The sequence below is a fragment of the Desulfocucumis palustris genome, assembly GCF_002933875.1.
GTDB classification, from domain to species: domain Bacteria; phylum Bacillota; class Desulfotomaculia; order Desulfotomaculales; family Desulfocucumaceae; genus Desulfocucumis; species Desulfocucumis palustris.
Genome location: NZ_BFAV01000102.1, coordinates 20,782 through 39,318 on the forward strand (window position 1 = coordinate 20,782; position 18,537 = coordinate 39,318).

Genomic DNA, 18,537 nt, shown 5'->3' on the forward strand with positions numbered 1-18,537 from the left:
AGCTTATTTTTGGGAGTTAAAAAAATGGATTCTCTGAAAATTGATAATGAGGGGCAAGATTATTTATTTGAAGATATGCGCGTCGAAAAGGAACCGGATGATTGCGGGATTGTTATAAAAAACACTGACGGCATGGGTGCCCCCGAGCCCGGAAACAATATTTACGCCACCAGAAGAAATGTTGCGGCGGCCTTTCTGGGTGAACATTCGTCACTGGTGAGCGTTGTGCTGGTGGGATATAACAATCTCGAAGAATATACCAAAACATGTGTTGAGTGCGTAATCAAATATACAAAGGATATCGATTATGAACTCATTCTGGTGGATAATGGTTCCTCCGACGGGACGTTTGAATATTTTAAATCCGTACGGCACCCGAGAAAGAAAATAGTGCGGGTTACAAAAAATATAGGCGCATTTTATGGCAGCAGCGCCGGTATGGCACTGGCGGCCGGAGCCTACGTGGCAGGCGTTTGTAATGATGTATACGTTACTAAAAACTGGCTTTCGAATATGCTTAAATGTGCCCTGTCCGATGAGCGCATCGGCATGATAGGGCCAATGTCAAATAATGTGAGTAATTTACAGGATGCAAATATGAGTTTTACAGATTTTAATGATATGCAGGAAAAAGCCGGGCAATTCAATGTTTCCGACCCCGGGAAATGGCATGAGCGGCTGAGGCTCACCTCACCGCTGGTCCTTTTTAAAAAAGAATGTATTGATATGGCAGGTACCTTTGATTACGGTTTTTTTCATGATTTTGCCGATGACGATATAACCTTCAGAGTGCGCAGGGCGGGTTATAAAGCAATTCTTTGCAAGGATGTGTTTGTCTATCATGCCGGGCACAGCGTAAGCCAGACCGCGGAGCAATACCGGGAATCCCTTGAAAAAGGCCGTATTGCGTTCAGAAATAAATATTTTGGTGTGGACGCCTGGGATGATGTGAATAATTATGAACTTGCCATGATGTCGTTAATTAATCCGGAAGAGCGGCGGGGCTCAGGGAAAATTGACGTTTTGGGCGTGGATGTTCTGTGCGGGACGCCAATACTGGAGCTCAAAAATAAGCTGAGAGATGCCGGTATATTTGATGTTTGCCTGTGGGCATTTACAAACCAGGCTAAATACTGGCAGGATTTAAACACCATATGCGCAGGCAAGGTGGCGGTTGACAGACAGGAGTATCTGCTAAAATATTTTGCCGGGGATAAATTTGATTATATAGTATTGGGCGGGCCGATTAACGGATACGGGGAGCCGTACCGGTTTCTTGAAGATCTGTTGAAACTTTTAAAAAGCGGCGGACATCTGCTTGTCAAGCTTAGAAACACATATGACGCCAAGGCTTTGCTTGAAATGGCGGGCCGTCATATAGCCGGTGAGCAAAAAACATTTGCGCAGATTTCGCTGGAAACATTTTTATCTTACTTAAACGAAAAAGGGGTTGCCTTCGGGAAAATAATGGTGGAATTACACCGCACTGATGAAAATTCTAAAAATTATATTAAACAGTTGGTTGGTCAGCTGGGTATTTCAAATCCGGATAATATTTTTAATAGAATCATGATTAACGATTACGTGCTGGATATATTTCCACGAGCCAATCCCGGCTCCTTAAACAACTATGAGGTGTAAAGCAGCCATGAGAAAAATATTGTTTGTCATCCCTCATGCCGGGAAAGATAAACCGGTTGAAAATATGCAGGAACGGCATATTGTGACGCCTCCCTATGGGGTATTATCCCTGGCATCGTATTTAAGAGATAAGAGTACAACTTTAATTGATGTCAGCATACTGGATTTAAATCTTTATCCCCGGGAAAAAGACATTATGGATGCTGCGGTAAGGGAAAAAATAATTGAGTATAGACCGGATATTATGGGAATTTCAGTTATGTTCAACTGGACCTGTAACGCTCTGAAGACTTATTCGGAGATTGCCCGGGGGGTTGATGCCGGAATAATCATAATTTGTGGAGGCGTGGTGGCCACAAATTACTATGGCAATATTGTTAAAGACAATATGTATATAGACGGTGTTTGTTTTGCCGAGGGGGAAATTCCGCTTTTAAAGCTGGTCAATGCCGCTGATCCCTATGAAGTTATGGAGAACGACCCTTCCTGGTTTACAAGAAAAGCGCTGGCCAAAGGGAAAAAACCTGTTGCTTCCTTTGTGGAGAATCTGGATGAGCTTCCGTTTATAGATTTTACTATGATAGACATCAACGCCTACGAAGCCAGGCTGAGAAAGAGGACGCTGAACAATACCGACACCGCTAATTCAGGGTTGACCCTTCCCATCCACACCTCCAGGGGGTGTCCTTTTAACTGCGTTTTTTGCTGCACCGCGGCCAACCATGGGAAAAAAATGCGGTATATGAGTCCCGGGCGCGTAAAACATGAAGTGGAAAATATGATTAATAAGTATGGCATAAAAAGACTGGCTATTGACGATGACCAGTTTTTGCTTGACAGGGAGCGGGCCAAGGAAATACTCAGGCAGATAGCCGGGTTTAATATTGCTGTCGAGGTGGCAAGCGGCCTTTCCGTGGCGTTCATAGATAATGAAGTGGCCCGCCTGTTAAAAAAGGCGGGGCTGGAAATAGCATATCTGGCTATAGAATCCGGTTCCGAGCGTGTGCTTAGGGAGATTATTGCCAAACCTTTGCAAGTGGAACAAATAGAAACCGCCGTTAAGGCGCTGCGTGACAACGGATTGCTGATACATGTCAATGTTATTATCGGCTTTCCCGGGGAAACAGAGGAAGACAGGGCATTATCCTTAAAACTTATGGAGGAAATGGGCTTTGAATGGAATTATATTTACATTGCCACGCCCATGATGGGCAGCAGGCTTTATGATATGTGCGTTGAGAAGAATTACATTGACAGAAGCCAGGTTTTTGACGAGGCCCATTTATATAACTGTGTGATCAGGGCTCCCGGGATTGACCCGGATTATATAAATAAAAAAGCGTACATGATGAATTTGGAGGTGAACTTTGTAAAAAATTACAGGATGAGAATCGGCGATTTTGAAACAGCGGCCGGATACTTTAAAAATGTGGTGGATAAATATCCTCATCAAGCCTTTGCACATTATTACCTTGCCAGGGCATATGAAGGCATGGGAGCGGACGGGGCAAAAATACAAGAGCATTATAAAAAATTCCGTGAGCTCATAAACAGTTCCGGCCAGTGGAAAGAATATGCCCGCAGCTTTGCCTTGATTTGAGCCGCGCCATGCCAAAGGGAAATATACTTCATATCACCCCTCACATGGGTGGAGGCGTGGGCAACGTAATATCCGGAATAGCGTCTTCCCGGGATAATTCCGTAATACACCAAATAATACTGCTGGAACAGCCTGTTCATAGAAAATTTTTAAATATCGCTCTGGCCGCGGGAGTAAAGGTGGTTATACAGCCGGGCGGAAGGTTGCTTTATGATCTGATCAAAAATAGTGATATTACAATCATCCACTGGTGGAATCATCCCAAAACCGCAAAATTGCTCCGCTATTTTCCCGCAATTCCCGCGCGGGTTGTATTATGGACCCATGTTTCCTGTCTTACCGCCCCCGCGCTGCATCCCCGAATGCTTTTAATTTCCTCCATGGTGTGGTTTACATCTCCCGCCTCTTATGAAGCGGAGGAGTTTTTGGCATTGCCGCCGGGAGTTGTTCAAGAAAAGACCGGGGTTGTCCACGGCTGCGCCGGATTTGACCATCTCCCCGGCGTCGAACCGGAAGAGCATGCCGGATTTAATATCGGATACCTGGGGTATGTGGATTTTTCCAAGCTGCATCCTGATTTTATTTTGTTCTGCAAAGAGGTGGGTATCCCCGGGGCAAAATTCATTTTAGCCGGAGATGCCCCGGCAAAAGACATACTCACAAAGCAAGCCCGGAAGCAGGGGATAAAAAATGAGTTTGCCTACCTTGGTCATGTGGAAAATATTTACCAGGTTTTGATGGGCTTTGATGTCTTTGGCTATCCGCTGCTGCCCGGCCATACAGGTACCACTGAAAATGCCCTGTTGGAAGCCATGGCGGCAAAGGTGCCGCCTGTTGTGCTGAATCAGCTTGCGGAAAAACATATTGTTAGGGATGGTGAGACGGGTTTTTTGGTCTCCGGCAGGCAAGAGTACGGAGAGGCAATCCGGTACTTATATAATAATCCCGGCAAAAGAAGAGAAATGGGTATCAGTGCCCGGGATTATGTGCTTGGGAAATATAGTAAAAGTAAAATTTTGCAATCCTTTTATGCAGGGGTTGAAATTGTAATGAAACAGCCTAAGAAAAGGATATGTTTTAAAGATATTATGGGCAAAACCCCTGCCCAGTGGTTTGCATCCTGTCTCGGCAGGGAGGGGCACAGGTTTGCCCGGAGCCTTCTGGCCGGGGTTGACGGGCAAACCCCGGAGATCAAAAGATTAATTTTAAATTGCAGCCCGCTATTGAAGGGGGAAAATAAATCGTCGGTGTTTCACTATGCCAGGGAATTTCCCGGTGATCCGATGTTGCGGACTTGGGCCGATATATTAAGAGAGAGCAGTGAAAATGATGCCTAGCAAACAAAATTACGGGGACGGAATGAGAGAGTTGATAAGTTCTCCGGAAAACATAAAAAAGGCGGAAGACATCCTGCAAGGGCTTGGCCCGGGGAAAATATACATTTACGGCGCCGGCAACGCGGGCGCCATGACCTTCAAACTTTTGCAGGACGCGGGTATTGAGGTCCAGGCTTTTTTTGACAGGCGTGCTGAAACCGGTGGGTATTATTGCGGCAGGCCGGTTTACAAAGCGGCTGAGGCTGATTTATCCGGGAAGAGCCGCAAGGAATCGGTCATTATTATCGCTTTCATCTGTGACTGCCTTGAACTTGCGGACGTGCGGCAACGCTTGTTGGAATTGGGCTGGGAGAAAATATATTACTTTCATGATATATATAATTGTTTAGTTTGCGGCAAAGGAGGGCATCAGGAAGACCGGAAGGATTTTATAAATTGCGCGCTGGAAAAAGTAATAAAGGTAGCTGAATTAATGGAAGATGATGAAAGCTATGAAGTGTTTGAAAATTTTTTCAAAGCCATAATCAGCGGGAATCCGGCCTATTTCTCCCTGCCGTCGGAGAAACCCCAGTATTTTGTTGACGATGTGCCTTTTAATAAAGGATACGCAAGGTTTATAGATTGCGGCGCCTTTGACGGGGATACCGCGTTGGCCCTGAAAAGATACAGGGGAGAGGCTGAGGCGCTGGTTTTATTTGAACCTGACAGCGAGAATTTTAAAAGTCTTTGCGCAAATTTAAAAAATAATCGTATAGCGAAAGAACAGGTGCTCTTTCCCTGCGGCGTTTGGAGAAATAGCGAAATGCTCAGGTTTAGATCAGGTATAAAAAGTTCAAGTGGAATATCAGAGAACGGAGATACATTTATTCAATGTATTGCCATAGATGACGCCATCGCTGATTTTGCTCCCACTTTTGTGAAAATGGACATTGAAGGGGCGGAATATGAAGCCCTTGCCGGGGCCGAACAAACAATACGAAGATATATGCCGGATCTTGCCATAAGCGTATATCACCGCATAGAACATTTGTGGCAGGTCCCTCTTTTGATAGAAAGCATTGCGCCGGGATATAAATTTTATTTGAGGTGTCACGGGCTGCACGGTATGGAGACTATCCTGTATGCGGTGGGCGGAACATGATGTTACGGGTTTATATATATCAGACAAGGAGAATTACCAATGAATGCCAGGTTGTTGACCAATAAAAATACCGGCAGAGTGGAGCTGGGCAAAGCTTTACCCCTTGATACGCCTTTTTCAGTGCAGATGTTTGTGGCAAATACCTGTAATTTCAGATGCGCTTACTGTTTGCAAAGTCATACCAAAAAAATTCTCAAGGATATGTCCTTCTCCAGGAAATTGATGAAATTTGATCTTTATAAAAAGTGTATTGATGGATTCAAGGATTTGCCGGGCAAGCTTAAGATACTGGTTCTGGCCGGATGGGGAGAACCGCTGTTGCATCCCCGGTTGGCCGAGATGATACAATACGCCAAAGCTCATAATGTGACGGATAAAGTTGAGATAATAACAAATTCTTACGCGTTAACACCGGCTCTTGCGGATCAGCTGATAAAGGCCGGTCTTGACAGTATGAGAATTTCCATACAGGGGCTTTGTGCCGGCGATTACCGGCAGGCCTCGGGGGTGGACATCAATTTTGATCAGTTTGTTGCCAATCTGAAATATTTCTATGAGCATAAGAAAAGCACAAATGTATATATCAAGATTATGGACATTATGTTGAAAAAGCCCGGGGACAGAGAAAAATTTTTTGATATTTTTGGAAACCTTTGCGATGAAATAGCCGTTGAATCGCTGATTCCCATGCTGCCTGAATTTGATTACTCCAAATTTGGCAGCGATTTTTCAACTGAGCTTATGGGTAATAAGCTAGTTGAAACAGATATCTGTGCACTGCCATTTTATTCCTGTATTATTGACGTGGATGGGCGCCTTTTGCCCTGCGGGGTATTTCCTCCCCCCGCCGGATTTGACAATGTGGCGGAAAAGGGGCTTGCCGCCGTGTGGCGTGGTCCTGAATATAATGCTTTTCTAATAAAGCTGCTGAAAAGGGAAAAAGCGCAAATACCGGTATGTAATAAATGTAAAAGACATATTCACGTAATGCGTCCAAGTGATTATTTGGATGATTACGCGGAGGATTTAATACCTTTGTACGAAAGGTTAGAAGCTTATGAAAGCCGAGATTAAGCCCAGCTATGACCTGAATAGAAAACGCCTGGCCGATATAATTCCGCTGAGCACCCCCTTTACCATTTTTATAGAGCCTACCCGCCACTGTAATTTCAAGTGTTTTTATTGCCTGCACAGTACCAGGGGCAGGGAAAAGGGTGAATTCGCCAAAACAGGTTATCAAATCAAGCACATGGATTTTTCCATGTATGAGCTAATTATAGGGCAGCTTATGTCCTTTCCGGAACACCCCAAAAGAATCGTATTTTCAGGACTGGGTGAACCCTTGATGAATCCAAGGCTGCCCGAGATGATAAAACGGGCCGGAGATTCAGGAGCGGCACAGCGGCTGGACATTTTGACAAATGCCTCCCTGCTCACCCCGGAACTCTCGGACGCATTGATTGCCGCTGGTGTCACCAGAATACAGGTATCGCTCCAGGGGCTTGACGCCCGTAAATATAAGGAAGTTTCGGGAGTGACGGTGGACTTTGACAGAATGTATGAGAATTTAATCTACCTGTATCAACATAAAGGGAATTGTTCAATTTTTATTAAGATTATAGACTCCCTCCTGGAGGGAGAGGCGGACAGGGAGCGGTTTTATAATCTTTTTGGGGATATCTGCGATCAAATATTTATTGAGCATTTGATAACCCTGCAGCAGCAGATGGGTGATCTTGGGGGCAGGGCGGACGATAGCCGTAATATTAACAACGAAGAGGTATTCTTTCGCAATGTGTGCCCGGTAATATTTTATATGCTGCAGATAGATGTGGATGGCAATGTGTTTCCCTGCCCCGTGGGGGGGCTGCCCAAACATTTTGCCCTGGGAAATATTCAGGACCAGTCACTAAGCCGGATATGGAACGGCAGGCGGCGCACAAATTTAATACGTGCGCATTTAATGCTTAACCGGAAAAAATTTCCTGTCTGCGCTACCTGTGCCACCTGCGCCACAGTGCTTGATGAAACTGAATTTCTCGATGACGCGGCCGGACGGCTGCTCAAGTTTTTCAACATAAATTAGGGACATACCATCATTTTATCTCGCTAACAGCCTGTAAGACACCATCCCTGAAGGTCGGGATAAACAGTCAATTAAGGAAAGGGGACACACCACTTATATCCCGTTAACAGCACGCGAGACCCCGCCCTTGATGGCGGGGAAGCATCAGATATCCGGCCTCTACCCTTTGGAATTAAGGTGTGTCCCCATACCTAAAAGGTGAGTGTGTGAATTATGCCTTCTGAAATAAAGCCCATATGCGGACTGGACAGGATAAAGCTGGCTGATGCGGTGCCTCTGGAAACTCCATTCACACTCTTTGTATTCCCCACCACATTCTGCAATTTCAGGTGCAAATACTGCGGTCATTCCCTGGGACCGGAAGGGATGGAGAAGAAATACAACTTTAAACCGCAGAATATGCCCATGGAAACCTATCACAGGGTAATAGAACAGTCGGAGGAATTTCCCGCCCGGTTTAAAGTTTTATCCCTCACCGGCCATGGGGAGCCGCTGATAAATAAAAACCTGCCCCGGATGATAGAGCTTGCCAAAAAGGCCGGTATAGCCGACAGGGTGGAGATAATAACAAACGCTTCCTTACTTACCCCGGAGATGTCCAAAGCCTTAATCCAGGCGGGACTTGATACCATAAGAATATCCCTGCAGGGACTTTCTGCCGTTAAGTATGGAGAGGTTTGCGGCCATAGCCTGGATTTTGAGGAATTGGTCGATAATATCCGGTATTTCTATCAAAATAAAAAAGGCTGCAAGCTATTTGTCAAGGTAATGGATATAGCACTGGAGCCGGGAGAGGATGAAAAATTTTACAGCCTCTTTTCGGATATCAGCGACAGAATGTATATAGAGCAGTGCCGCCCAGTATATGACGGCGTGCATTACGCGGCGGGCGCCGCCGTCACCGCCGACCGTTACGGCCGGGTTCACCGGAAGCGGCGGGTATGCCCGCTGCCCTTCTTCATGCTGGGAATATTCCCCGATGGGGATGTGGAGCCCTGCGACACTATTTACAAGCCGGTTGTGCTGGGAAATGTGAATGAGGACACTCTTTTAAATATATGGAAGGGAAGAAAACTGCGGGAATTTCAGATTATGCAGCTTAAAAAGCAGCGGGGCGGCAATCCCGGGTGCGCCGTGTGCTGCGCCCCCGACGACGTGTCCCACCCGGAGGATGTGTTGGATGCCGCGGCGGAGGATATATTGAGGCGGCTCTAAAGCCCGGTAATTATTACAGCAAGAGGATGATTTTATAATGGGAGGTAAAATTGTTACAGGCGTCACGCCCGGCGGTAAACGGACTGTTCTAGGAGAGGCGCTGCCCCTGGCTGCCCCTTTTTTAATACAGATATTTCCCGTTTACGGCTGCAATTTCAGGTGCGGCTACTGCCTTCACGCCCTGCCCCGGGAACGGCATGGCTATATATCGGATAAAACCTTTTTGGATATGCCCTTATATAAAAAGTGCATAGATGATCTGGCTGATTTTAAGGCCAAACTTAAAATGCTGCGGTTTGCCGGAATAGGAGAACCCCTACTGCACAGAAATATCGCCCAAATGGTGGATTATGCCAAAACAAAGGATATCGCGGACAGCATAGACATAGTGACCAACGGCGTTTTGCTTGATGAACAGCTATCCCTTGCCCTTATAGCCGCCGGGCTTGACAGGCTGAGAATTTCAATTCAGGGTATTTCCGGGGAAAAATACGGTACCCTGGCCGGAATAAAAATAAATTTTAACAGATTTTTAAAAAAGCTGGACTTTTTCTTTCAGAACAGGGGCAAGACAAGGGTTCACATAAAGATAATAGATTGCGCCCTTTCCGGCGAAAGCGAGGAAAAACTATTTTTCGACATATTCGAAGGAGTCTGCGATACCATCGCCGTTGAGCATTTAACCCCCACCGTGAAGGGTATTGATTATAAAAGACTTGCCGGCGGAAAGGCGCTGAATGTTACACAGAGCGGTAATTGCATGGCGGAAACGGCAATATGCCCGCAGCCCTTTTATATGCTCCAGATAAACCCCGATGGAGCCGTTGTTCCCTGTTGTTCCATGTCATACCCGGGGGTTTTCGGCAACGCCGCGGAGCAAACCGTCCCGGAAATTTGGAAGGGCCCAAAGCTTGCCGGTTTCCGCCGGTTATTGCTGGATGGGGTGGAGAACGCAGGCCCCGTGTGCTCCGGCTGTTCACTGTTCAAATACGGAATATTCCCCGAGGATATACTTGACCCTTACGCGGGGCGGCTAAAGAGCCTGTATTAATTGCGGTCGAAAAAGCAAGCTGTTTTCAGGCGGGCCGGCAAGTTGAACAAAATGGCAAAAAGGTGGCGTTTTTTATATATGAGTGGAAGGATCCTTTTTATTCCCCCGGAATACGATTGTAATATCTCCAACGCCCAAATACTGAAGGATACCTGCCTGGTGCCGTGCTTATTGCAAAAATATTACGGTTACCATACCACAATCGCCGCATATTCCATTGATGAAAGTCTTTTGAAGATTCATTTTCCGGACTGTAAATTTGAGTGTATCAATTATACGGGGATTTTTAACAGGGATGCGCATACATATATTAATGAACATGCAAACAACTTTGATATTCTGTTCATGTTTGGCCCTTATGAGTGCTATGTTGAATTCGGAGCGATATACAAAAAATGTAACCCTGACGGCAAGATATATTTAAAGCTTGACATGAACAGGTATTGGCTCTCCAGGATAATATCCACCCAACATTTTTCCGCGCTATTGGGAATGTGCCATTTAATTAGTGTGGAGTCATATAATCTGTACAGGATTATTAACCGGGAGACGCCTTTTAACGTTGAACTGATACCAAACGGTTTTTATGAAACCTTCCCGGTTGAGCCCCTGGGTTACCCGGAAAAAGAAAATATAATAATTACCGTGGGCCGCCTGGGTATAGTTGAAAAGCAAACGGATGTCCTGCTAAAGGCGTTTTTGGACGCCGATATACCCGGCTGGAAGTTAAAGCTGATAGGAAATGTTGCCCAGCGGTTTTTATCAACAATGGAAACATTCCGGGAGCATCCCAAATTTGAGCAAGCTGTTGAATTTACAGGACCGATTTATGACAGACAAAAACTTGAGGAGGAATACCGGAGGGCAAAAATATTCTGCATGACCTCCAATGTGGAAGCCTATGCGCATGTTTTCGCGGAAGCCGCCAAAAACGGCTGTTATATAATATCAACCGATGTGGACGGCGCGTATGATATTACAGATAATGAGCAATATGGCACGGTTGTTCCCGTGGGTGATTGTAAAACCATAACCGGGGCTTTTGAAAAGATATGCCCGGATGACGATAAAATCCAGGAAGTGTTTAACGGAATGTATTCTTTTGCAAGAAGCGAGCTTTCATGGAAATATATTCTCGGCAAGCTGGACATTTTATTTCATCTGAAGGGGCTGGCAAAATGAATTTTATGATTAATATTGAAAATAACTATTTAACACTGCGTGATGCCGCCGGCCACTTTGTAATACCGTTATTTTCCGTAAATCCATCCGAGCTTAACCGTGATTTGTCCCCTCAGCAATTAATAGACTCATTTATTATAAATATAAATAAGTATGGAGAAGTTATAAAGTACACCTATGGCACCACAACAATATTAGACATAATCGCCCTGTCTTCCCTTGTCTATCGCACATGTACAGGTGTAAAACATAAAAATTTGCGTGTTTTGGAAATGGGTAGCGGTTTTGGCTGCTCCACGGTTTTTATCGCTCTTGCCCTTAAAGCTTTTTCAGAGGATAATATACTATTCTGCCTGGATACCTGGAATAAAGCCGCAAATAAAGACGGGCCCGGGGAAATAGATAATTATTTAAACTCCCTGGAGCACTTTCGCGCTGTAACCGGGTATATGGATGTGTCTGAACAGGTGAAACCGGTTGTTTGTGAATCCGTATATGGGGCGGAAGCCCTCAGAGATGATTATTTCGACATGATTTTTATAAATACCGCCGGCAATTATAAAAATATATATGCGGATATTTTAAAGGCCGTCCGGCTTATACGACCGGGCGGATTAATTGCCGGGCAGGGCTGTAACTGCAAAATGTCGCAATTGCCTGAAGATATAAGAGACAGTATTGCTTTATCGGATGATCCCGGTTTTATAAAAGATTATAATGTCGGGACAATAAAAGCTTTGAGTGCTGCTTTTGGCGAAAATTACGGGCATTTTGCACCGGCCCTGGTCTGGCATAAAAGCATTTCAATGGAGGATAAGGGCGGGGCGCCTTTAGGGGAAACATTTGAAAAGATGATAACTGGTATGTTTAATTCCGTTATGGAAGCTCTTGCTTCCATAAACCAGGACAGCCTGAACCGGGAAAACATAAAACTTTTATATTTCATTCTCGAAATGGTTGAAAATATTTCCGGATATTTAAGTAATAACTTTTATAATTTGCGGGACAGGGAAGTTAAAAGCACTACCATGCTTTTAAAAAACTATATTGTTCATATGATAAACGCAATGCAAAATTCACAGGCCCGGGTTGCCAAAAAGTATTTTCAAAAAGCCGCTGTTCTTCATCCGGAATGGAGCGGGAGGATCAGGCAGGAATTTAATGGTCATTCGCTGCAGCGTTAAAAATATTCCTTCAACCATTGGCAAATTTGGCCGGCTGAAAAAGTATTTAAAGCGGGCTGTCAGATTTGATAGAATGGTGGTTATTTTGCATGGAGATTTTGAAAAAGTCAAAAATTCAGGGCTGCTTTTTGCTGCGGCCTTTAACCTTCAGCGATGAGCGCGGCACGTTGATAAAACCATACCACAGCGGGAGATTTAAAGCTTTGGGGCTTCACACCAAATATGACGAGGAGCTTGTTGTAACCTCTGCCAAGGATGTTATCCGCGGTTTGCATTTTCAAGGTCATCCACTGCCGCAGATCAAGGTTATATCCTGTGCGAAGGGAAAAATTTTAGACGTGGTGGTGGATATCCGTAAAGGCTCGCCCACATACGCCAAGTGGGACAGCTTCATTCTTGACAGTGAAAACAGCTATGTTTTATATGTTCCCGAGGGGTTGGCCCACGGATATGCTGTTTTTGAGGAAAATACCATTGTGTGCTATAGAATGTCAAATATTTTTTCAGCTGAGCTTGAAGGAGGTATAAGATGGGACTCGGTGGGGGTTGAATGGGGGATTGAGTCACCGGTTATTTCTGAAAGGGACAGAAACCTGATACCTCTTTGTGACATTGACAGTAAATTTATATACTAGGAGAGTGTTGAAAAACACATTGAAAAAACAATAAACATGTTGCTAAACTACCGCCGGAGGCCGTTCAAAAAGCCCCAGATGCAAGGCGCGACAAGGCCTCAAGCGGAGGCGTACTCATAGTACGTCGAGCATTGAGGCCGCAGCCGCAACGCAGCAGATGGACTTTTTCAACGGCCTCCTAGGATATTTTCCGGACAGGGGCAGATTGGACTGCCCCTGTTTTATTTATAATCATTAAATTTATGTAACATAATGTAAAAACATGGAATATTATAGCAACACAAGGAATGGGGTGATAATCCCCGGGCTGTTTGCCAATAATTTGAAAATATTTTGGCAAACGGCAATTTACTTTACAGCTGGAGGGATTATTGGTGGAAAACAAGGATATGCATTTGGAGGACATTTGCAGAATTGCCGGTAAACTCAAACCTGACTGGAAAATTTCTCACAGCCCCGTGGATGGAGGCAAAGGGTTTGTGAGAGAGAGTATTCTTGCCTTTACCAAGGCGGGGGCTTTTTGGATTGTTATTCTCTGTGAAACCAACAAGGTGGCCTTTAAGAGGGTAACACCGGAATGGGTCCAGTCATTTTCCAAGCTGGTCCTGGTTTCGGCGGAAGTGTTCGTGGTGTTTGATAAAAGGCACCATATCGTAGAGTGGGCGGTTGCCCAGGATAAGAATTGTCCTGTGGTAAAAGATAAACCGAAAGACGGGCCGCCCAAGGACCACAAGGACCACAAGGAGCCGCCCAAGGACCATAAGGATTACAAGGAGCATAAAGACCACAAGGAGCCGCCCAAGGACCATAAGGATTACAAGGAGCACAAAGACCACAAGGAGCCGCCCAAGGACCATAAGGATTGCAAGGAGCACAAAGACCACAAGGAGCCGCCCAAGGACCATAAGGATTGCAAGGAGCACAAGGATCACAAGGAGCCACCCAAGGACCATAAGGATTGCAAGGAGCACAAGGATCACAAGGAGCCGCCCAAGGACCATAAGGATTGCAAGGAGCACAAGGATCACAAGGATTGCAAGGAGTCCAAAGACCACAAGGAGCCGCCCAAGGACCACAAGGACTGCAAGGACCCCAAGGACTACAAGGATCACAAGGACCATAAAGATTGTAAAGACCGCTAGAAATTGCGCCCGCCGTGAAAAAAGAAAAACAATAAGCGGTGGGACATGGTAAAGAATGCATCTTTCCCGGGCCGGTTAAACTTTTCAATAAACTAACCCGGGAAAGAGATCTCTAAATTCAGGCCCCGGTTCTCCGGGATGTTTTCCGGAGCCGGGGCAGCAAAAAATGGAAGGATTTTGGAGTCCGGCAAACTCCTGCTATTTCAGCAGTATTTGCGACGGTTTTTAAATACTTCGTGCACAGTTAACCGTTTAAATGAATAAACTAAAATAAAGCAAATATCCAAAAATTAGGTGGGGTTTTTATTTTTTTGTCAGATGGGATAATGATAAATGATCGGAATAGGTTTAATAGGATGTGGGGCCTGGGGGGTTAACTATTTAAAAACCCTGGTATCAATTCCAGAAATAAAAGTTTTATATGTATGTGATTTAAAAAAGGAAATATTGGATAATGTCAGAGCTATATATCCCTACCTTAAACTGACCGGCGACTACCGGGATTTATTGAATGATAATAACGTGGGCGGTGTGATAATCGCAACGCCACCTAAATCACATTACCAGCTGGCGTCTAAATTCCTGGCCGGCAATAAGGCGGTGCTGGTGGAAAAACCCGTTACCCACCGCTACCGGGAAGCTAAAGAACTGGCTCAGCTGGCCAGGAAAAACAATACCATACTGATGGCCGGGCACTTAATGGAATATCACCCGGTGGTGAAGAAATTGCGGGAATACATCAGCCGGGGCATGTTGGGAGAGTTAAGATACATTCTGTTGGACCGGGCCAATCTCGGCAAGATTAGAACCGATGTCAGCGTCCTCTGGGACCTGGCGGTGCACGATCTTTCAATTGTCAGGAGTCTGATAAATCAGGAGCCCCTCTGGGTATCGGCGCAGGGAGGCAATTATTTACAAGAGGGTATCTGGGATTTAATAACAGTCACCATGGGCTTCACCGGGAATCTGATGGTTCAAATACACGCGAACTGGATGCACCCGGTGAAGAAGAGGCATGTTGCGATTGCCGGAAATAACATGATGGCCTTCTGGGATGATACCAGGGATAAAAACAAACTGCAGATTATATCCTACAATGTGGATATAGTTACCCCGGAGCTGGAAAATACGTTGCCTTTGACTGAACAGTGCCGGCACTTCATCAATTGTGTAAAGACGGGGAAAGAGCCTCAAACCGGGTTACAGGACATATTATGGGTAATGAGGCTGCTGGATTTAACCGAGCAGTCATTATTAAGCCACGGCGCCAGATTGTATTTTAGATCCGACAGGTGATGCGGTTGAAAATAAAAAGTTACCGGGATTCACACCAGGATGCCTGGGACGATTTTGTGAAAAAGTCCAGAAACGGCACTTTCATGCAGGAGCGAAAATTTTTAGGGTATCATCCTCCGCACAGGTTCAGGGATTGTTCTCTCATGGCTTACGATTCCAGGGATAGGCTTGCGGCTGTGATCCCCGCCGCAAGCAAAGGCTCCGATCAAAAGACATTTTGTTCCCACCCGGGAGCCTCCCATGGCGGTATAGTGGTCGGTCAGGGATTTACAACCGGGGACGCCTTGTTGCTGGTAAGCGCTCTGATAGAGGATTGCAGAGACAGAGGTTTTAAAACCGTGGAAATAAAACCGGTTCCCCGGGTTTATCTTAACTGGCCCTGTGATGAAATAGACTTTGCCCTGAGGTATAACGGTTTTTCTCCTGTCCGCACGGAGCTGGCCACGGTGCTTCCACTAAAAGAAGCGGCGCCGGATAACCCCTTTATGACAGACAGTGCCAGAAGGAATATCCGGAAAGCGAAAACCATGGGTGTCACCGTAACGGAAAGCAATGACTACGATACTTATTGGGATATACTGGCGGCAAACCTGAAAAACCGCCACAACGCCCGGCCCACCCATAGCCTGGCGGAGATAAAGGAGTTGTCCGGCAGATATCCCCATAATATCAAACTGGTGGCTGCGTACCACCAGGATGTGATGATTGCCGGGGTTGTGGTTTTTATCCTGAACAGCAGGGTAATAAATTGTTTTTATATTGCGCACCGGCCGGAAAAACAGCATTTAAGGCCGTTAAACCTGATATTCGACCGGCTAATCAACTGGGGTGGCAGTAACGGGTTTTACTATCTGGACTGGGGCATATCCACCGAGAACAGGGGAACATTGGTTAACCACGGCCTTTTCAGATTCAAGGAAGAGTTCGGCGGGCGCGGGCTTTTAAGAGAAACATACGCTCTGGAGCTGTAGGTGAAAGTCAAGGGGGGGTAAAAACTGCAGAGGACGATAAAAAAACCGGCAAGGGTAACTGGCATTGATATAACCGGCCGGGGTTACAGCACCGTGACATTTAAACCGGCCCCCCCGGACAGCGGCATTACTTTTATAAGGGACGACCTGCCCGGCCGGCCCGGAGTTGAGTGTCGCCCGGAGTATGCCCGGGCCGACCACCGCTGGACTTCCCTGGACAAAGAAGGCGTTCGCATAGAACATACGGAGCACATACTGGCCGCCGCGGCCGGGCTGGGCATAGACAACCTGCTTATCCACGCGGACGGTCCGTACCTGCCTGTGGTTACGGGTTTCAGCAGCGGGGGATTTGTTCAGGCTCTATTGGAGGCGGAGCCCGTATTCCAGGATAGGCCCAGGGAATATTTTTACGTTCCGGAAGCCCGCTGGGTGATGGGTTCCTTTGATTATGGCGGAGAAAGGTATGACAGCATTCTGCTGGCCCTGCCGTCCAAAGAGTTTAAACTGACATATTTAATGGATTATCCGGGGAAGCAGATTTCCACCCAGGCATACAGTTTTGCCGTCGGCGGGGATGAGGATTTCGCCCTGGGGCCGGCGGCGGCCCGCTCATACATTATTGATTATGAATATGCCCGGGTGGCGGATTTAATAGGCAGGGGCATGGAGGATTGTTTGGTTTTTCCCGGGGCGGCAACGGATTTGCGCTGGAACAACGAGCCGGCCAGGCACAAACTGCTGGATTTGCTGGGAGATATGGCTATTCTTGGCCGGGCGGTTAAAGGGCATTTTATAGGAATCAGAACCGGGCATAAAATGAATATTCAGATGTGTAAAGAATTGGCAAAATTAATGAAAGGGGACATACCTTCCTGAATTATCAAAATTTCCCCGGGTAACCCATTCAAGAAGGAATGTTCCAATTTTGCCGTTAAGGGGGGCTGTTCTTTGATTCCGCATGTCAAACCCCTGCTGGGAAAGGAAGAGGAGGCCGGTGTGCTGGAGGTGCTGCGCAGCGGTATGCTGGCCGCCGGCAGCCGTGTGGAGGAATTCGAGCGGCAATTTTGCGCCTATAATAATTCCCGTCATGCCATTGCCGCCTCATCCGGTACCACAGCCCTGCACGCCATGATGGAGGCTGTGGGCATAGGGCCGGGGGATAAGGTGTTTGTAACTGCGTATTCCTTCATTGCTTCAGCCAATGCCATCCTGTACACGGGGGCCACCCCCGTATTCGTGGATATCGACCCTGTTACCGGCAACCTGTCGCCCGGAGAACTGGAAAAATCCATAAAAAAACATCCCGGCGCAAAGGCTGTGCTGGTGGTTCATATTTTCGGGCTGCCGGCTGATATGGATAAAATAGTGGAATTGGCCCAAAGGCACAAAATTATGTTGCTGGAGGATTGCGCCCAGGCTGTGGGCGCGGCCTACCGGGGGGTCAAGGTGGGTAATTTCGGCAGGGCCGCGGCATTTAGTTATTACCCCACCAAGAATATGACCTCGGGGGAAGGCGGCATGGTGGTAACGGGGGAGCCCGGGGTGGCGGAAAAGGTAAGAATAATCATTAATCAGGGGCAGCGCCGCAGGTATTTTCACGAACTGGTGGGCTACAACTACCGGATGAGCGATGTTCACGCCGCCATAGGCCTGGCGCAGTTGGCAAAGCTGGAAGGGTTCAACCGCAAAAGAATTGAAAACGCCGGGTTCTATGAAAAACGCATTACCAACCCGGCTGTTGAAAAGCCCGCCATACCAACGGACAGGGTACATGTTTTTAACCAATATACCATAAGGGTGCCGGACAGGGAAAAATTTACCCTCTACCTGACGGAAAAAGGTATTGGTCACGGCGTTTATTACCCGCTGATCATACCGGAGCAAATACCTTACCGCAACGCGCCGTCCGGGGGCGGCCATTGGCCCGGGGCAAGGAAGCTGGCCGGCAGGTGCGTATCCATTCCGGTACACCCTTCCCTGACCCCTGAGGAGTTGAGGTATGTTGCGGAAGTTATTAATAGCTACGGTTAAATAAGAACATTGCTTTTAAGGGCGG

16 protein-coding genes are annotated in these 18,537 nt (G+C 46.5%); all 16 read left to right on the top strand.

From position 1 onward, the window contains the following. The first annotated feature begins 24 nt into the window (after positions 1-24). The 16 genes from DCCM_RS07675 (at position 25) to DCCM_RS07755 (ending at position 18,512) form a co-directional block, all read left to right on the top strand. Positions 25-1,641, top strand: coding sequence for a glycosyltransferase family 2 protein (locus DCCM_RS07675; RefSeq protein WP_128739113.1), 1,617 nt, complete (start codon positions 25-27; stop codon positions 1,639-1,641). Between the two features lie 7 nt (positions 1,642-1,648). Further along, on the top strand, positions 1,649-3,241 hold the full coding sequence (locus DCCM_RS07680; RefSeq protein WP_165792057.1) for a B12-binding domain-containing radical SAM protein: 1,593 nt from the start codon (positions 1,649-1,651) through the stop codon (positions 3,239-3,241). Further along, positions 3,205-4,578, top strand: a complete 1,374-nt coding sequence (locus DCCM_RS07685; protein ID WP_207655558.1) for a glycosyltransferase family 4 protein — start codon at positions 3,205-3,207, stop codon at positions 4,576-4,578. The genes DCCM_RS07680 and DCCM_RS07685 overlap by 37 nt, the downstream gene beginning before the upstream one ends. A 22-nt stretch (positions 4,579-4,600) precedes the next feature. Then, positions 4,601-5,719 (top strand): FkbM family methyltransferase, encoded by a 1,119-nt coding sequence (locus DCCM_RS07690; RefSeq protein ID WP_165792058.1) that lies wholly within the window; start codon positions 4,601-4,603, stop codon positions 5,717-5,719. Between the two features lie 39 nt (positions 5,720-5,758). Next, a complete protein-coding gene (locus DCCM_RS07695) occupies positions 5,759-6,793 on the top strand; it encodes a radical SAM/SPASM domain-containing protein (RefSeq protein WP_104371840.1) in 1,035 nt (344 codons plus the stop codon). Beyond that, positions 6,777-7,805 carry a radical SAM/SPASM domain-containing protein gene (locus DCCM_RS07700; protein WP_104371841.1) on the top strand — a complete coding sequence of 343 codons (1,029 nt, stop codon included), beginning with the start codon at positions 6,777-6,779 and terminating at the stop codon, positions 7,803-7,805. Before DCCM_RS07695 ends, DCCM_RS07700 begins: the two co-directional genes overlap by 17 nt. Before the next feature lie 213 nt (positions 7,806-8,018). Then, complete coding sequence (locus DCCM_RS07705) at positions 8,019-9,020, top strand: radical SAM/SPASM domain-containing protein (RefSeq protein WP_104371842.1); 1,002 nt, start codon at positions 8,019-8,021, stop codon at positions 9,018-9,020. Positions 9,021-9,057: 37 nt separating this feature from the next. After that, positions 9,058-10,071 carry a radical SAM/SPASM domain-containing protein gene (locus DCCM_RS07710; protein WP_104371843.1) on the top strand — a complete coding sequence of 338 codons (1,014 nt, stop codon included), beginning with the start codon at positions 9,058-9,060 and terminating at the stop codon, positions 10,069-10,071. A 78-nt stretch (positions 10,072-10,149) separates the two neighbouring features. Further along, positions 10,150-11,253 (top strand): glycosyltransferase family 4 protein, encoded by a 1,104-nt coding sequence (locus tag DCCM_RS07715; protein ID WP_165792059.1) that lies wholly within the window; start codon positions 10,150-10,152, stop codon positions 11,251-11,253. Next, positions 11,250-12,437 carry a class I SAM-dependent methyltransferase gene (locus DCCM_RS07720; protein ID WP_165792060.1) on the top strand — a complete coding sequence of 396 codons (1,188 nt, stop codon included), beginning with the start codon at positions 11,250-11,252 and terminating at the stop codon, positions 12,435-12,437. The genes DCCM_RS07715 and DCCM_RS07720 overlap by 4 nt, the downstream gene beginning before the upstream one ends. 89 nt (positions 12,438-12,526) lie before the next feature. Further along, positions 12,527-13,072 carry a dTDP-4-dehydrorhamnose 3,5-epimerase family protein gene (locus DCCM_RS07725; protein WP_104371845.1) on the top strand — a complete coding sequence of 182 codons (546 nt, stop codon included), beginning with the start codon at positions 12,527-12,529 and terminating at the stop codon, positions 13,070-13,072. Positions 13,073-13,446: 374 nt separating this feature from the next. Beyond that, entirely contained in the window at positions 13,447-14,214 is a 768-nt protein-coding gene (locus DCCM_RS18515) for a hypothetical protein (protein ID WP_165792061.1), read from the top strand. 333 nt (positions 14,215-14,547) lie between these two features. Then, positions 14,548-15,510 (top strand): Gfo/Idh/MocA family protein, encoded by a 963-nt coding sequence (locus tag DCCM_RS07740; protein WP_104371847.1) that lies wholly within the window; start codon positions 14,548-14,550, stop codon positions 15,508-15,510. A 5-nt stretch (positions 15,511-15,515) separates the two neighbouring features. Beyond that, positions 15,516-16,481, top strand: coding sequence for a GNAT family N-acetyltransferase (locus tag DCCM_RS07745; RefSeq protein WP_165792062.1), 966 nt, complete (start codon positions 15,516-15,518; stop codon positions 16,479-16,481). Between the two features lie 36 nt (positions 16,482-16,517). Further along, entirely contained in the window at positions 16,518-17,357 is an 840-nt protein-coding gene (locus DCCM_RS07750) for a UDP-3-O-acyl-N-acetylglucosamine deacetylase (RefSeq protein ID WP_269433740.1), read from the top strand. Between the two features lie 72 nt (positions 17,358-17,429). Beyond that, the gene (locus tag DCCM_RS07755) at positions 17,430-18,512 is read left to right on the top strand and encodes a DegT/DnrJ/EryC1/StrS family aminotransferase (RefSeq protein ID WP_104371850.1); all 1,083 of its coding nucleotides are present in this window, start codon (positions 17,430-17,432) and stop codon (positions 18,510-18,512) included. Positions 18,513-18,537 lie beyond the last annotated feature (25 nt).

Excerpts from the sequence above, each read along its gene's own strand:
- DCCM_RS07690 (WP_165792058.1), top strand. The coding sequence starts at position 4,601 with ATGAGAGAGTTGATAAGTTCTCCGGAAAACATAAAAAAGGCGGAAGAC.
- DCCM_RS07680 (WP_165792057.1), top strand. The coding sequence starts at position 1,649 with ATGAGAAAAATATTGTTTGTCATCCCTCATGCCGGGAAAGATAAACCG.
- DCCM_RS07700 (WP_104371841.1), top strand. The coding sequence starts at position 6,777 with ATGAAAGCCGAGATTAAGCCCAGCTATGACCTGAATAGAAAACGCCTG.
- DCCM_RS07695 (WP_104371840.1), top strand. The coding sequence starts at position 5,759 with ATGAATGCCAGGTTGTTGACCAATAAAAATACCGGCAGAGTGGAGCTG.
- DCCM_RS07705 (WP_104371842.1), top strand. The coding sequence starts at position 8,019 with ATGCCTTCTGAAATAAAGCCCATATGCGGACTGGACAGGATAAAGCTG.
- DCCM_RS07675 (WP_128739113.1), top strand. The coding sequence starts at position 25 with ATGGATTCTCTGAAAATTGATAATGAGGGGCAAGATTATTTATTTGAA.
- DCCM_RS07720 (WP_165792060.1), top strand. The coding sequence starts at position 11,250 with ATGAATTTTATGATTAATATTGAAAATAACTATTTAACACTGCGTGAT.
- DCCM_RS07715 (WP_165792059.1), top strand. The coding sequence starts at position 10,150 with ATGAGTGGAAGGATCCTTTTTATTCCCCCGGAATACGATTGTAATATC.
- DCCM_RS07710 (WP_104371843.1), top strand. The coding sequence starts at position 9,058 with ATGGGAGGTAAAATTGTTACAGGCGTCACGCCCGGCGGTAAACGGACT.
- DCCM_RS07725 (WP_104371845.1), top strand. The coding sequence starts at position 12,527 with ATGGAGATTTTGAAAAAGTCAAAAATTCAGGGCTGCTTTTTGCTGCGG.
- DCCM_RS07740 (WP_104371847.1), top strand. The coding sequence starts at position 14,548 with ATGATCGGAATAGGTTTAATAGGATGTGGGGCCTGGGGGGTTAACTAT.